Source organism: Candidatus Pantoea rara (assembly GCF_051136265.1).
Taxonomy (GTDB): Bacteria; Pseudomonadota; Gammaproteobacteria; order Enterobacterales; family Enterobacteriaceae; genus Pantoea; species Pantoea rara.
Map to the genome: position 1 here is coordinate 3,712,318 of NZ_CP194942.1, position 15,953 is coordinate 3,728,270.

Genomic DNA, 15,953 nt, shown 5'->3' on the forward strand with positions numbered 1-15,953 from the left:
CCGGCGCTACAGCAGTGAGAAGCGGCGCATCATAATCATGCGCCGCCACGGTTACTTCTTCTTAATCGGCTTTCCGGACCAGTAACCCGCCAGCAGTGAACCTGAAAGGTTGTGCCACACCGAGAACAGCGCGCCCGGCAATGCCGCCAGCGGCGAGAAGTAGAGTTTGCCCAGCGTCGCTGCCAGACCGGAGTTTTGCATACCGACTTCCAGTGCCAGTGTGCGGCAGGTTGATTCATCGAAGCCAAACAGTTTGCCACCCCAGTAGCCGCCAAGCAGGCCAATCGCGTTATGCAGAATCACCGCCGCGATCACCATCAGACCCACGGATCCAATAAAGCCCTGACTGCCCGCCACCACCGCACTGATGATCAGCAGAATGCAGACCATCGAAAACGCAGGCAGCCAGGGTTCCACCCGGCGAACCACACTGTTCATGCTGTGATGAATAATCAGCCCGAGGCTAATCGGGATCACGACGATCTTCACAATACTCAGCAGCATGCCCACCACATCAACCTGAATGTGGGTATCAACATAAAAGCGGGTTAACAACGGTGTGGCGAACACACCCACCAGCGCGGAGACTGACGAAATCGTCACCGACAGCGCCACATCCCCTTTCGCCAGGTAGATCATCACGTTGCTGGCGGTACCACTGGCGACTGAGCCGACCAGAATCATCCCTGCTGCCAGGTCGGGCGGCATATGAAACAGTTTTGCCAGCCCCCAGGCGGCTAACGGCATCACCAGATAGTGCAGGAAAGTTCCGGCAATCACCGGCGCAGGCCGGGTCAGTACTCGCTTAAAGTCGTCGATATTCAGGGTGACACCCATGCCGAACATAATCAGCATCAGCAGATAAGTGACCCAGGGGCCGATGCCGAGAAAGGTACCTGGAGAGTAATAGGCGGCAACAGACAACAGCACGGCCCAGAGCGGGAACAGGCGGGTTAACGTGGCGAGCATAGCCAGACTTCCTTATAAGAATGTTATGTTTTATGCAGGTTTGCCATAGAGAGTCGCCTGGCAGGAACGACTGCCGTGACGAAGGTGGAATCATAACATTTCATTATCATGGCGTAAGACGAAGATGGGGCGAGGCGGGAAAATGCGGATCGACTGCTGCCGATCCGCTGGATATCGAAGAAATTACGCTGCTTTTTCCTCTAAACCACGGTAGATAAAACCACTCATCACGGTGCCGATAATCGGCATGAACCAAAAGATTACTCGAACAGATTGCGATGCAGGGTACGTACCACGCTTTCCGCATCATTACCCGGCACCAGGAAGCAAAGATTGTAGCTGCTGGCGCCGTAGCAAATCATCCGCAGGTTGAACGGATCGAGTACACCAAATACCTCTTTACCGACACCGCACGCTTTTGACAGCTGGTTGCCGATAATCGCCACCAGCGCCAGATCTTCTTCTACTTCTACCCGGCACAGCGACGAGAGTTCAGTCAGCAACGCCTGGGTCAGCAGACTGGCACTCGTTGAGGTCGAGCCGGTGGTGTCGAGGGTCAGCGCCACGCTCACTTCGGAGGTGGTGATCAGGTCAACCGAGACATTGTGGCGCGCCAGGATATTAAAGAGTTCGGCAAGGAAACCAAATGTATGCAGCATGTTAAGGCTATGCAGCGTTAATAGCGTCTGCTTGCGGCGTAAAGCCAGCGCCCGGAACAGCGGCGGGTTGCGCGTTTCGTTGCAGACACGGGTACCGCCCGCTGCCGGATCCTTGCTGGAACCGACGAAGACCGGAATACCCCGGCGTACGGCGGGTAGCAGCGTTGCGGGATGCAGCACTTTCGCGCCAAACGTCGCCATTTCGGCGGCTTCTTCAAAAGTGATTTCATCAATGCGCTTGGCCGTCGGCACTACGCGAGGATCGGTGGTGTAGATGCCCGGCACATCTGTCCAGATATCCACACGCGCCGCGTTCAGCGCTTCACCCAGCAGTGCAGCAGTGTAATCACTGCCGCCACGACCTAAGGTGGTGGTGCGCCCTTCGCTTTCGCTGCCGATAAAACCCTGCGTAATGACCAAAGCCTGCTCAATGCGTGGCTGTAATTGCGCCGTGGCCTGCTCCGCCAGCACCTGAACATCCGGTACTGCCCGGCCAAAATGATCGTCGGTACGCATGACCTTGCGCACATCGAACCACTCTGCGTTAACCTGACGTTCACGCAGAATTTCTACAAACAGCAGTGATGACATCAGCTCGCCGTGGCTGACCAGTTCATCGGTCAGGGCATTCGAGGTGGCCAGTGAAGCAGCTTCAGAGAGCATGCTGATGTTGTCGATCATGCGATCGATTTCATCACGGATCACTTCAGGGCGCTGCAGGCGATCAACTATGGCGTACTGGATACGGCGGATATCATCAAGCAGCACAGCGCGCTGAGGAGCCTGCTGGCCTTCAGCCAGCGCAACCAGCAGATTAGTAATGCCCGCCGAAGCAGAGAGCACGACCAGACGCGTGCTGGCGTCCTGCAACACCACATCGGCGCTGCGGTTCATCGCTTCAAAATCGGCTACGCTGGTGCCGCCGAATTTTGCCACTATCAGTGTTTGAGACATGTAGGACCTCGTGTCAGGTTATCTTGTTCTCGCCGATGAAAGGGTCGAGAAACATTCTTTCAGCCAGGCACAAGGAAAGAGCAGAAACGGGCGGACAAGATCGGATAGACGAGTCACCCAGAAGCGCCCCACCTTGCGAAACGTCGACTGCAGACGTTTCTGGTGACAACCCAGAGGATTCAGCCCCTGTAGCCGACAGGCAACACACCGCGTGCTGACCCACCTCGGCGTCGCTCCCCATCATGTGTTTTCACCGGATACGGTTCCTCCAACACACTGCCTGGGCGACGCGCCTCTTCTGGCTTGCACACAGGTGCGCAAGTAGGCGCATAGATTTAGCCTTTTCTGGACCTGCTGTCAATGTCAGCGATGGCCGGATCGCCGCATCAGAAAACAAATTAACCTGCGCCACAGCGGCTACAGTGCTTAATGGGTTCAGCACCTGCAACAATCCCTGACACGGCACAACGTTTTGCGCAGACTTTCGCGTCACACTTTGCCGCGCGTTGCCTCTGCGACCCGCTGGCTATTCGCGCCAGTGAATGCTGACGATAAACAGCCGCGTTGAAAACGCCTGTCCGGCGCGCGCTGACAAAATTTTTCCTTTCAGTTACAACTGTGGTCATACTGAAACGCTAAACGGGCATGATGTGCCTCCGATGGAATGACGGTTCTTAATATCAACAAGAGTGTTGCCATGAAAAATATCAATCCGACACAAACCGCAGCCTGGAAAGCGCTGCAACAGCATTTTGAGCAGATGAAATCGGTAGAGATTGCCGATCTGTTCGCCCAGGATGCCGATCGTTTTGCCAAATTCTCTGCCACCTTTGATGATCAGATGCTGGTGGATTTCTCTAAAAACCGCATCACCCAGGAAACCCTCGATACGTTACAGGCGCTGGCCAGAGAGACCGATCTCAGCGGTGCCATTAAATCTATGTTCTCGGGTGAGAAGATTAACCGCACTGAAGATCGTGCGGTGCTGCATGTTGCACTGCGTAACCGGAGTAACACGCCGATTCTGGTGGACGGCAAAGATGTGATGCCTGACGTCAACGCGGTGCTGGACAAGATGAAAGGCTTCTCCGAACGCATCATCAGCGGCGAATGGAAAGGCTATACCGGTAAAGCGATCACGGATGTGGTGAACATCGGTATCGGCGGCTCCGATCTCGGCCCGTTTATGGTGACTGAAGCGCTGCGTCCGTACAAAAACCATCTGAATATGCATTTTGTCTCCAACGTTGACGGCACCCACATCGCCGAAACGCTGAAAGATCTCAGCCCGGAAACCACCCTGTTCCTGGTCGCATCAAAGACCTTCACTACCCAGGAAACCATGACCAACGCCCACAGCGCGCGCGACTGGTTCCTGAAAACTGCAGGCGATCAGCAGCACGTAGCGAAACACTTTGCTGCGCTGTCGACCAACGCCAAAGCGGTGGGTGAATTCGGTATCGACACCAACAACATGTTTGAATTCTGGGACTGGGTTGGCGGCCGCTATTCACTGTGGTCAGCCATCGGTCTGTCGATCATTCTTTCGATTGGCTTCGACAACTTCGAGCAGCTGCTGAGTGGCGCACATGCCATGGACCAGCACTTCGCAACCACTCCTGCGGAACAAAACCTGCCGGTACTGCTGGCGCTGATTGGCATCTGGTACAACAATTTCTTTGGTGCTGAAACCGAAGCGATTCTGCCTTACGACCAGTACATGCACCGCTTTGCCGCCTATTTCCAGCAGGGAAATATGGAGTCTAACGGCAAGTATGTGGATCGCGCCGGTCATCCGGTGGACTACCAGACTGGCCCAATCATCTGGGGCGAACCCGGCACCAACGGTCAGCACGCGTTTTATCAGCTGATTCATCAGGGCACCAAGCTGGTTCCGTGTGACTTTATTGCGCCAGCCATTACCCATAACGCGCTGACAGATCACCATCCGAAGCTGCTCTCTAACTTCTTTGCCCAGACCGAAGCGCTGGCGTTTGGTAAGTCACGCGACGTTGTCGAGAAAGAGTTTACTGATGCAGGTAAATCTGCAGAGTCAGTGGCTCATATCGTGCCGTTCAAGGTATTTGAAGGTAACCGCCCGACCAACTCCATCCTGCTGCGTGAGATCACCCCATACAGCCTGGGCGCATTGATTGCCCTGTATGAGCATAAAATCTTCACTCAGGGCGCCATCCTGAATATCTACACATTCGATCAATGGGGTGTGGAATTAGGTAAGCAGCTGGCAAACCGTATTCTGCCGGAACTGGAAAATGAGGATGAAATTACCACTCACGACAGTTCCACTAATGCCTTAATTAACCGCTATAAATCCTGGCGTTAATCGGCATTAATTTCATCGGGCGGCAACCTTGCCGCCCTTTTTTTGTCTGTTTTAAGGGCTTATTGGGCAATTTCTGGATTGATCGATAAACTCTGACGCGGGAAAAGTCCTAAAGTAGCCTAAGATAATTCTGAACATCGACCTGCGAAACAGAGTCACACCCAGTATAAAATGGACCTGAAAAACGGATGATGAGCAGGTTAACTATTGATTCATAATCATATTTAATTACAACCGCCCTGAGTAAATTCTGATTATTCTTATTCCGTACCAGATATTAATAAAAAAGAACATTACGCTTTGCATTCCCCTTAACTGCAGCGAAATATAGGGTATCAACCGGAAATATTCCGATATAAAAAGTAGTTATCCCCAATCTTACTGATTAAATCACGCAATTGCCCCGTCATTTGCCCTGGTTTTTATGGCACTGAACTCTGATATTTTGTTGCCCTATAATGAACGCGCCCGCAATGGGACTGTCCGTCGCACTGGTCGCAGCTTGTCTGCATCGCCATTGTTGCCGGTCAGAGATCCTTCATTCACTCAATGCAGGAAACGTTGTTATGAAAAAAACTATGGTTGCCGGTGCAGCCTTGATCCTCGTTGCCGCCTCCTCAAGCGCATTTGCTGCGCCGCAGGAAGCCGGTGAAGCAGGTACTGCAGCAGGCGCGCAGGCGGGAGCAATCTCTGCTGGTGCGTCCACCGCTGTCGGTATCGGCGCACTTGGCGCGCTGGTCGGGCTCGGCATTGCCGCTTCTGGCGGTGGTGACGGTGCAAATACCGGTACAACAACCACAACCACGACGAGCACCACTCGTTGATGGATGCCCGATACGCGTCTGATTACTGAACGGTAACAAACGGGCGAGGCTGAAACTCACTACGGTGAAGACTTCAGCGGAGCAACGTTGTCTGCCGCTTTGCAGCCAGACGTAACGGGCAGAGCACCTTTAAACATAACCACACGCCTGTGTGGTTATTTTTACTTTGGCATGACTTATCAGGGACACACAGTGCGCCAACTTCCTCTGCTGCTCGCTTGCCTGCTGCTGCAGGCCTGTACACAAACGCAAAAAGGTCTTGAACAGACTTTGCTGCTCGCGGTTAACGGTCCGGATGACGTCACCGTCACCGATCAACAGGTCAACAATCTTCCCTATGCCAGTCTCTATGCTCGTCTGAATGAGGGTCCGCGCATTTTTGTAGTGCTGGGCTACAGCGAGAAGGGGCAGCAGAAATGGGTCACGCAGGATCAGGCGATGCTGGTGACACAGCATGGCCGTCTGGTTAAAACCCTGGGCTTACCCGATAACCTGCTGAGCGTCAGTAATCTGCAACAGGATCCGCTTGCTGACAGCCTGCATATCAGCAACGGCGCAGGCTGGAACCGCATCGTGCAGTGGACCGAGCAGGGCAAGGTTCGCGGCGCGACCGTGCGTTCAACTTTCGAGCGCGGCACCGACGAAGTGCTGACCGTGGCGGGCAACCGCATCCCGTGCCGTGTCTGGCATGAGCAGGTGAGCATCGACAGCAGTAACCGCGAGTGGGAGAACACCTTCTGGATCGATAACAGCAGCGGCGATGTGGTGCAGGCCCATCAGATGCTGGCGGCCGATGCCTTCCCTGTCGATATCACTATTCTGAAGCCGGCGAAATCATGAAAAAAATCACTATTTTGCTGGCCGGGCTGAGCCTGTTCAGCGCCGCAGGGGCGCAGGCAGCTGCGCAGGTTACTGTCCATGCACCGCACAACGGCGGTCAGGCTGAGCTGAGCCAGGTCGCGGATCTCTCACAGCTGGTGACTCTGCCTCCGCTGCAGGTCAACACGGACTGGCGCGCAACCTTTATTGCCGAGCGCGGCGCAACCGCAGTCGCACAGCAGCAATATCAACAGACGCTGGGCGCGTTACGGGCCTGGCGTGCCGACAGCAGTGGCGATCGGGCGGCAGCCATTGATGAGGTGATCCGCCAGTTGAGCGCTATTAAAGTAACAGGTCGCCAGTTCACGTCGCTCGACCCGGACTGGATCCGTCTGCATCCGGCTGACAACCGTCGGCTGGAAGGCAGCTATGACCTCTATCTGCAGGCGCCCACCGATTCTGTGCTGCTGCTCGGTGCACTCAGCGGCGCAGGCAAGGTGAGCTGGCAGCCGGGTAAATCCGTACGCGACTATCTGGATGGTCATGACGCACTCTCCGGGGCAGAACGCAATTTTGTCACGGTGATTGTCCCTTCAGGCGCCACACAGCAGGTGCCGGTGGCCTACTGGAATCGTCGTCATGCGGAAGTGGAACCCGGCAGCGTTATCTGGCTCGGCTTTTCGTCATGGAGCCTGCCAGGCAGCTATGAAGACCTTAATGATCGCATCCTTTCCGTACTGACTCACCGGATACCAGACTGATGAAAAAACGTTATTTATTCAGCCTGTTGGCTGTTTCTGTGGCGGCAGCCTGTCAGGCACAGGCTGATACCTTCCCCGCGCCGGTGGGTCCTTCACAATCTGATTTTGGTGGCGTAGGCCTGATGCAGGTGCCGACGGCGCGCATGGCCAGAGAGGGCGAATTCAGCCTTAACGCCCGCGACAACGATCAGTACCGCTACTACTCTGCGTCATTGCAGCTCTTCCCCTGGCTGGAAACCACCGTGCGTTATACCGACGTTCGGACACGTCAGTACAGTGCGGTGTCAGAATTCAGTGGTACGCAGAGCTATAAAGATAAAGCCTTCGACCTGAAACTGCGTCTCTGGCAGGAAGGCTTCTGGCTGCCGGAAGTGGCGGTAGGAACCCGCGATCTCGGCGGTACTGGTCTGTTCGACAGCGAATATCTGGTGGGGACGAAAGCCTGGGGACCGTTCGATTTTACCCTGGGCCTCGGCTGGGGCTATCTCGGCAACAGCGGCACCGTTAAGAATCCCTTCTGCTCCTACAGCGACAGCTATTGCCAGCGTCCGCGTGTGGGCGAAGCGGGCTCAATCAATGGCTCGCAGATGTTCCACGGCCCGACGGCATTTTTTGGCGGCGTAGAGTATCAGACGCCGTGGCAGCCGCTGCGCCTTAAGATGGAATATGAAGGCAACGACTATCAGAATGACTTTGCTGGCCGCCTTGATCAGCGCAGCAAACTCAACGTCGGGGCAATCTATCGTGTCACCGACTGGGCCGACATCAACGCCAGCTACGAACGTGGCAACACCTTTATGTTTGGTGTGACCATTCGTACCAACTTCAACGACCTGCGTCAGGCGCACATCGACAGCGAGAAGCCGGCCTACAATCCGCAGCCGCAGCCGAAACTGCTGGAGACGACGGTAGTCGGATCTCAGCTGACCGATCTGAAATACAACGCCGGTCTCGACGGTCCACGTATTCAGACTCAGGGCCATACGCTGTATGTGTCAGGCGAGCAGACGAAGTATCGCGACACCCGTGAAGGGGTTGATCGCGCTAATCGCATCATCATGAACCACCTGCCTGACGGCATCGACACCATCAATATCACCGAGTCGCGCTTTAACATGCCGCAGGTGACTACCGAGACGAAAGTCGCCAGCCTGCGTAACGATCTGGAAGGCTATCCGCTGGGGCATGAGCAGCCGCTGCAACAGATCCGCAAAGAACCGGTCGATCCGGGTACCACTGAGCAGGGGATGTTTATCCGTAAAGATCGCCTGAACTACAGCCTGTCACCGGTGCTGAATCAGTCGGTGGGCGGCCCGGAAAGCTTCTATATGTATCAGGTCGGCGTCATGGCCAGCGCGGATTACTGGCTGACGGATCACCTGCTGGTGGGCGGCAGTCTGTTTGGTAACCTCGCCAACAATTACGACAAGTTCAACTACAACGGCGCACCGGCGGACTCCTCATTGCCGCGCGTGCGTACCCATATCCGCGACTACGTTGAGAACAACGTCTATGTCAACGATCTGCAGGCCAACTACATGGGCCAGCTCGGTAACGGCTTCTATGGTCAGGTTTACGGCGGCTATCTGGAGACGATGTACGGCGGTGTGGGTGGCGAGGTGCTTTATCGTCCGGTCGATGCGAACTGGGCGGTGGGCGTCGATGCCAACTATGTCCGTCAGCGTGACTGGGACAACATGATGCAGTTTAACCGCTATAAAGCGACCACCGGCAACCTGACAGGTTACTGGCGTCCGTGGTTTATGCAGGATGTGCTGGTAAAAACCAGTGTCGGACAGTATCTGGCGAAAGATAAAGGCGTGACAGTCGATGTGTCGAAGCGCTTCGACAGCGGCGTGATGGTCGGTGTTTATGCCACCAAAACCAATGTGTCGTCTGAAGAGTATGGCGAAGGCGACTTCACCAAAGGCTTCTATATCTCCGTTCCAATGGATCTGTTCACTGTGACGCCAACACGCGGTCGCGCGCAGGTGAACTGGGTGCCGCTGACGCGTGATGGCGGTCAGATGCTGGGTCGTAAGTACCAGCTGTATGATCTGACGTCGGATCGCGACGCGCGCTTCAACTAAGCAGAGGCGGCCTCCGGGCCGCTTCATGCTAATGAGAGAAAGCAAGCTCAGGATGAATTCAGGCGGCCCGCTGGCCGCTTTTTTTATTTAGTCCGCATCGTAGCCGAGATTCGGCGCCAGCCAGCGCTCTACTTCGGTAACCGACATCCCTTTGCGTGCCGCATAATCTTCCACCTGATCACGCTGAATCTGTGCCACGGCGAAATAGCGGCTGTCAGGATGGCTGAAGTACCAGCCAGACACCGCCGCACCCGGCCACATGGCAAAGGATTCGGTGAGCTTCATGCCGGTCTGCTCTTCCACTGACAGCAGACGCCAGATAGCGGCTTTCTCAGTGTGCTCCGGGCAGGCCGGATAGCCTGGTGCCGGACGTATCCCCTGATAATTTTCGCGGATTAGCTCTTCATTGCTCAGATTTTCGTTGGGTGCAAAGCCCCAGATCACCTTACGCACCCGCTCGTGCAGATATTCAGCAAAGGCTTCCGCCAGACGGTCAGCCAGCGCTTTCACCATGATCTTGTTGTAGTCATCGTGCTGACGATCATAAGCGTCCGCCAGCGCATCTTCTTCCAGCCCGCCTGTCACCGCGAACGCGCCCAGATAATCCGCTTTTCCGGAGGTTTTCGGGGCGACAAAATCCGCCAGACAGTAGTTGGCGAAGTCGGTTTTCTCAGTTTGCTGACGTAAGTGATGACTCACACACAGCACTTCATCACGCCGCTCATCACTGTAAAGATGAATATCATCGCCGACCCGGTTAGCCGGGAAAATACCGACCACACCACGCGGCTTCAGCAGCGACGCCTCACTTAATCGGTCGAGCATCGCATTGGCATCGGCAAACAGGCGCTGCGCCTCTTCACCCACCACTTCATCCTCAAGGATGCGGGGATATTTGCCCGCAAGCGACCAGGTCATAAAGAATGGCGTCCAGTCAATGTAGTGCCGCAGCGTGGCAATGCTGGCCTCCACCTGACTGACACCCGGGCGATGCGGCACCGGCGGCGTGTAACTCTCCCAGTCTAGTGAGGTGGCGTTATCGCGCGCTGCCTGCAACGAGACCGGCGGCGTGCGTGGCTTTTTGCGTGCATGCTGGATGCGCACGGTTTCGTACTCTTTACGCGTTCGGGCAACGAAATCGTCTTTTAAGGTGGCAGAAAGCAGCGATGACACCACGCCAACGGTGCGTGAGGCGTTCTGCACGTAGACCGTCGGACCGCTGTAGTGCTGCTCAATTTTGACGGCAGTATGCGCCTTCGAAGTGGTCGCCCCGCCAATCAGCAGGGGTAAGGTAAAGCCCTGCCGCTCCATCTCTTTCGCCATATTGACCATCTCATCCAGCGACGGCGTAATCAGGCCTGACAGGCCAATGATGTCCGCATTCACTTCGCGCGCCGTTTTGAGAATTTTTTCGCCCGGCACCATTACACCGAGGTCGATAATTTCGTAGTTATTACACTGCAGCACCACGCCGACAATGTTTTTGCCGATGTCATGCACGTCGCCTTTGACCGTGGCCAGCACGATTTTACCGTTGCTGCGCCCCGCTTCTTTGCTGGCTTCGATAAAGGGCTCCAGATATGCCACTGCCTGTTTCATCACGCGCGCCGACTTTACCACCTGCGGCAGGAACATTTTGCCTTCGCCAAACAGATCCCCGACTACGTTCATGCCGGACATTAGCGGGCCTTCAATTACCTCTATCGGACGTGGCACCTGCTGACGCGCCTCTTCGGTATCCTGCTCGATAAACTCCGTGATCCCCTTGACCAGCGAATACTCCAGCCGCTTCACCACGTCCCAGCTGCGCCACTCGGCAAGCTGCTTTTCCTGCGCCCCATCGCTTTTACCGCCACGGTATTTTTCCGCCAGCGCCAGCAGCCGCTCGGTGCCATCATCACGGCGGTTAAGGATCACATCCTCTACCGCGTCACGCAGTTCTGCCGGCAGATCGTCATAGATGGCCAGCTGGCCTGCGTTGACGATGCCCATATCCATGCCTTTTCGGATGGCGTAATAGAGGAATACCGCGTGTATCGCTTCACGCACCGGATCGTTGCCCCGGAATGAAAACGACACGTTGGAGACGCCGCCGGAGATCATGGCATGGGGCAGTTCACGCTTGATATCTTCACAGGCACCGATGAAATCCATGGCGTAGTTGTTGTGTTCGTCGATGCCGGTGGCGACCGCAAAGATATTGGGATCAAAGATGATATCTTCCGGTGGGAAACCCACCTGCTCAGTCAGAATCCTGTAGGCACGGCGGCAGATCTCAATTTTGCGGGCGCGGGTATCCGCCTGACCCACTTCGTCAAACGCCATGACTACCATGGCCGCGCCATAACGCCTGACCTGGCGCGCATGGTGGATAAAGGCCGCTTCACCCTCTTTCATCGAAATCGAGTTAACGATCCCTTTGCCCTGAATGCACTGTAGCCCTTTCTCAATGACCGCCCATTTCGAGGAGTCGATCATAATCGGCACACGGGCAATATCGGGTTCGCCCGCAATCAGATTCAGAAAGCGCACCATCGCCGCTTCAGCGTCGAGCATCCCTTCATCCATGTTGATGTCGATGATCTGCGCGCCGCTCTGCACCTGCTGCAGCGCCACTTCCAGCGCTTCGTTGTACTTCTCTTCTTTAATCAGCCGCTTAAATTTTGCTGAGCCGGTGACATTGGTGCGCTCACCGACGTTAACAAACAGTGACTCTGCGGTGATGTTTAGCGGCTCCAGGCCGGAGAGACGACAGGCCACCGGAATCGTCGGCAAGGGACGCGGCGCGACGCCTTCAACCGCCGCGACCATCGCCGCAATATGCTGCGGCGTGGTGCCACAGCAACCGCCAATGATGTTCAGAAAACCCGAAGTCGCCCATTCACCAATCTGCTGCGCCATCAGCTCCGCATCGAGATCGTATTCGCCGAACGCGTTTGGCAGACCAGCGTTGGGATGGGCAGTGACGTAGCCTTCGGCGATGCGCGACAGCTCCGCGACATACTGACGCAGCTCATCCGGTCCCAGCGCGCAGTTCAGGCCAAAAGAGAGCGGTTCGGCGTGACGTAGCGAGTTGTAAAAAGCCTCGGTGGTCTGGCCGGAGAGCGTCCGGCCGGAGGCATCGGTGATGGTGCCGGAGATCATCAGCGGCAGCGTCACACCCAGCGCTTCCATCTCGGTCTGCACCGCATAGATGGCCGCTTTAGCATTCAGCGTATCAAACACCGTTTCGATCATGATGAGGTCGCAACCGCCCTCCACCAGCGCGCGGGTCGATTCACGGTAAGCTTCCACCAGCTGATTAAAGGTGACATTTCGGTAGGCGGGATCGTTGACGTCGGGTGAGATCGAGCAGGTGCGGTTGGTCGGGCCGAGAACACCCGCGACATAACGCGGACGATCCGGCGTTTTCGCCGTCCACGCATCGGCGCAGACGCGCGCCAGTCGGGCCGCTTCGAAATTGATCTCCGCCGATAGACTTTCCATCTGGTAATCCGCCATCGCAATCGACGTGGCGTTGAAGGTGTTGGTCTCGAGGATATCCGCCCCCGCAGCCAGATAGGCGTCGTGGATCTCGCGGATCACGTCTGGTTTACTCAGCACCAGCAGGTCGTTGTTGCCTTTGAGATCGCAGGGCCAGTCCGCGAAACGGCTGCCACGATAATCCTTTTCCTCCAGCCGGTAGCTCTGGATCATGGTGCCCATGCCGCCATCCAACACCATAATGCGTTGTGCGAGCTGCTGATGTAGCGCGTCGATTTTATTGCTCACTGTTGCCCCATTCACGTCAGTCTGCTGGCGGAAAAGCCCGTTTTTCATTCTGGCACAAGCTGGTCAGGCGACAAAGTAACCTCGACGGAGAGATTTTCAGGCACGGCCTCACAGGTCTGACCAGAAAACCAGCGTTTGCAAACCGCGCGATTAAAACGAAAATGATTTCCACAATGTAAAAGGAGAAACAACGATGGCAACGCCCGTTCCCGTTAAGCGCGGTAAAAAACCCCGCGGCACTCCTGTCGCCGCACCCACGGGCGGTCAGGTTCAATCGCTGACGCGCGGCCTGACGCTGCTGGAGCTGATTGCTGATTCACACGGCAGCGTGGCGCTGACCGAACTGGCGCAGCAGGCGGGTTTGCCTAACTCCACCACGCATCGCCTGCTCAGCACCATGCAGCAACAGGGTTTTGTCCGCCAGGTGGGCGATTTGGGGCTATGGACGATTGGCGCCCACGCCTTTGTGGTCGGCAGCAGTTTCCTGCAGAGCCGTAATCTGCTGGCGCTGGTTCACCCGGTGCTGCGAAGCCTGATGGAGCAGTCCGGTGAGACGGTGAATCTGGCGGTGCTGGATCTCAGTGACTACCAGGCCGTGATCATTGATCAGGTGCAGTGTACCCAGCTGATGCGGATGTCCGCCCCGATTGGCGGCAAGCTACCGATGCATGCATCAGGCGCAGGCAAAGCGTTTCTGGCGCATCTGGGTGATGAACAGGTCACCGCCCTGCTGCATCAGAAAGGATTGCACTACTACACGCCGAAGACCCTGATGTCGCCGCAGAGCCTGAAGGATAATCTGGCACAGGTTCGCAAAGCGGGCTTTTCGCTGGATGATGAAGAGCATGCACTCGGACTGCGCTGTGTCGCCGCGCCCATCTATGATGAACATGGCGAGGCGTTTGCCGCGCTCTCCATCTCCGGCCCCATCGCCCGCATGACAGACGATCGGATTACGGAGTTAGGTGCGCTGGTCATTCGCGAAGCGCGTCAGGTTACGCTGGCGTACAGCGGTCGTTAATAGCCTCTGCCGCGTAGCAGACGCTGAAACGCTGCGTCTGCCGCCAGGCGATCACCTCTTCCACATGACCCTGTGCGATGCGCTGTTGCTGCGCACGCCACCAGCTGGCGTCGAATATCTCCGGATGCAGTTGCAGCAGCAAGGCGCCGGTCGCGGCTTCACTGCATAACGCATAGCGGAAGGTTTCCGGGAAGACATCGTCCGGCCCGACGCTGTACCACGGTTCGGCACTGAGTTCATCTTCCTCATAGCGCGCCGCTGGCACCTCCCGGAAGTTCAGCTCCTGCATCGGACGAATTTCATCGTAATCGTAAAAAATTACCCGGCCATGGCGGGTTATGCCGAAGTTTTTAAACAACATATCGCCAGGAAAGATATTGGCGGCCGCCAGCTGTCGGATGGCGTTGCCATACTCCTCAATGGCATGACGTCGCTCTCCTGCATTGGCCTGCGCCAGATAGAGATTAAGCGGCTGCATTCGGCGCTCCAGCCACAGATGACGGATGATCAGGCGATCGCCTTCGATGTGCAGCTTCTCTGCCACGCAGGCGTGGAGTTCCGCCAGCAGCGCCGGTGAGATGCGCGACAGCGGCAGTGCAAACTGCTCGAACGCCTGCGTATCCGCCATCCGTCCCACGCGATCGTGCTCTTTGACCTGCTGATAACAGGCGCGGACCTGCGCTTCCGTCACCTCTTTTTGCGGCGCGAAGCGATCCCTGATGACTTTGAATACCCAGTCAAAGCCTGGCAGCGTAAAGACCAGCATCACCATGCCGCGCACGCCAGGCGCGATCTCAAAGGCCGTGTCACTCCCGGCCAGCGCCTGAAGATATTCACGATAGCTTTCGGTTTTGCCGTGCTTCTGGCAGCCAATCGCCATATAGCGCTCCGCCAGGGTTTTGCCAGGCAGAATGGGCTGCAGCCAGGCGACCAGCGCCGCAGGCACCGGGGCATAAACCATGAAATAGGCGCGGGCAAAACCAAAGACAATACTGGCGTCATTTACATCGGTGAGGCAGGTGTCGATCCACAGTTCGCCGCTTTCAGTGCGCTGTATCGGCAGCAGACAGGGAAAAATGCCCTCCGGCAGATGCAGGCGCGCCACCAGCCAGGCAGTTTTGTTGCGATAAAAGAGTTCACTGTTGACCTCGAGCCAGCCCTGGCTCAGCCGGGGGAAATGCGACTCCAGGTGGCGGACAATCCACCCGACATCGCGCGCGCGATGCTGCCACGGGAGCGTCAGAGGTAAATCTCCCAGCACCTGCTCCACCAATGCCCGCCAGCCCCGCTCCGGCTGATAACGCCGTGATAAGGGCCGCAAAGGTGTGACCGGGGTGGTCATGGGCTGCGAGCTGATGATAAACAACCGGTCCGGCTGCAGGTCGGCATGTCCATGCAGGCGACAATAGACAGAATTAAAGAAGCTTTCGGCAATCTCATGTCGTGGATAGCCCGGCAGCAGGCTTTGGTAATGATCCTTCACCCGCAGCCAGAAAATATCATCCCAGCTGGCCGCGCCGTTCAGCACCCGCAGCTGATCGGCCACCAGACTGACGTGATGGTCATAGAGATGAATGCGGGCCTTCATAGCATGCTGCACTGCCTGCCATTCCGCCTGCTCAAAACGCTGCTGCGCCCCGGCGGTAATATCCAGAAAGCGGCCATACTGAGCATCAAAACCCTGCAGAATAGTGTGGGCAATCAGGGATTCACGTGGCGGCATAGTCAGCTCCGGTCAATG

The 15,953-nt window shown here is 56.4% G+C and carries 10 protein-coding genes and 1 riboswitch; of the genes, 6 read left to right on the top strand and 4 right to left on the bottom strand.

The window, feature by feature from the left end; genetic code table 11:
• Window positions 1-51 precede the first annotated feature (51 nt).
• Window positions 52-969, bottom strand: a complete 918-nt coding sequence (panS, locus tag ACR8BF_RS17545; RefSeq protein WP_003855809.1) for a ketopantoate/pantoate/pantothenate transporter PanS — start codon at window positions 967-969, stop codon at window positions 52-54.
• A 260-nt stretch (window positions 970-1,229) separates the two neighbouring features.
• Window positions 1,230-2,582: a lysine-sensitive aspartokinase 3 gene (gene lysC / locus ACR8BF_RS17550; RefSeq protein WP_022625207.1), complete on the bottom strand. Its 1,353-nt coding sequence runs from the start codon at window positions 2,580-2,582 to the stop codon at window positions 1,230-1,232.
• A gap of 113 nt (window positions 2,583-2,695) precedes the next feature.
• Window positions 2,696-2,888: riboswitch (Lysine riboswitch) on the bottom strand.
• A gap of 391 nt (window positions 2,889-3,279) precedes the next feature.
• Here lysC and pgi point away from each other — a divergent pair.
• From pgi to ACR8BF_RS17575, 5 genes are all read left to right on the top strand, one after another.
• The gene (pgi, locus tag ACR8BF_RS17555; RefSeq protein ID WP_179897173.1) at window positions 3,280-4,926 is read left to right on the top strand and encodes a glucose-6-phosphate isomerase; all 1,647 of its coding nucleotides are present in this window, start codon (window positions 3,280-3,282) and stop codon (window positions 4,924-4,926) included.
• A gap of 566 nt (window positions 4,927-5,492) precedes the next feature.
• Complete coding sequence (gene yjbE, locus ACR8BF_RS17560; protein WP_008926598.1) at window positions 5,493-5,750, top strand: exopolysaccharide production protein YjbE; 258 nt, start codon at window positions 5,493-5,495, stop codon at window positions 5,748-5,750.
• A gap of 192 nt (window positions 5,751-5,942) precedes the next feature.
• Window positions 5,943-6,590: a YjbF family lipoprotein gene (locus ACR8BF_RS17565; protein WP_434745340.1), complete on the top strand. Its 648-nt coding sequence runs from the start codon at window positions 5,943-5,945 to the stop codon at window positions 6,588-6,590.
• Window positions 6,587-7,330, top strand: a complete 744-nt coding sequence (locus ACR8BF_RS17570; RefSeq protein WP_434745341.1) for a capsule biosynthesis GfcC family protein — start codon at window positions 6,587-6,589, stop codon at window positions 7,328-7,330. The genes ACR8BF_RS17565 and ACR8BF_RS17570 overlap by 4 nt, the downstream gene beginning before the upstream one ends.
• Window positions 7,330-9,420, top strand: coding sequence for a YjbH domain-containing protein (locus ACR8BF_RS17575; RefSeq protein WP_314984955.1), 2,091 nt, complete (start codon window positions 7,330-7,332; stop codon window positions 9,418-9,420). The genes ACR8BF_RS17570 and ACR8BF_RS17575 overlap by 1 nt, the downstream gene beginning before the upstream one ends.
• 87 nt (window positions 9,421-9,507) lie before the next feature.
• On the opposite strand, the gene metH is transcribed toward ACR8BF_RS17575, so the two are convergent.
• Complete coding sequence (gene metH / locus ACR8BF_RS17580; RefSeq protein ID WP_434745955.1) at window positions 9,508-13,143, bottom strand: methionine synthase; 3,636 nt, start codon at window positions 13,141-13,143, stop codon at window positions 9,508-9,510.
• Between the two features lie 241 nt (window positions 13,144-13,384).
• Between metH and iclR the strand changes: the two genes are divergently transcribed.
• Window positions 13,385-14,212, top strand: a complete 828-nt coding sequence (iclR, locus tag ACR8BF_RS17585) for a glyoxylate bypass operon transcriptional repressor IclR (protein WP_179897165.1) — start codon at window positions 13,385-13,387, stop codon at window positions 14,210-14,212.
• Here iclR and aceK read toward each other — a convergent pair.
• The gene (aceK, locus tag ACR8BF_RS17590) at window positions 14,187-15,935 is read right to left on the bottom strand and encodes a bifunctional isocitrate dehydrogenase kinase/phosphatase (RefSeq protein ID WP_434745342.1); all 1,749 of its coding nucleotides are present in this window, start codon (window positions 15,933-15,935) and stop codon (window positions 14,187-14,189) included. The genes iclR and aceK overlap by 26 nt on opposite strands.
• Window positions 15,936-15,953 lie beyond the last annotated feature (18 nt).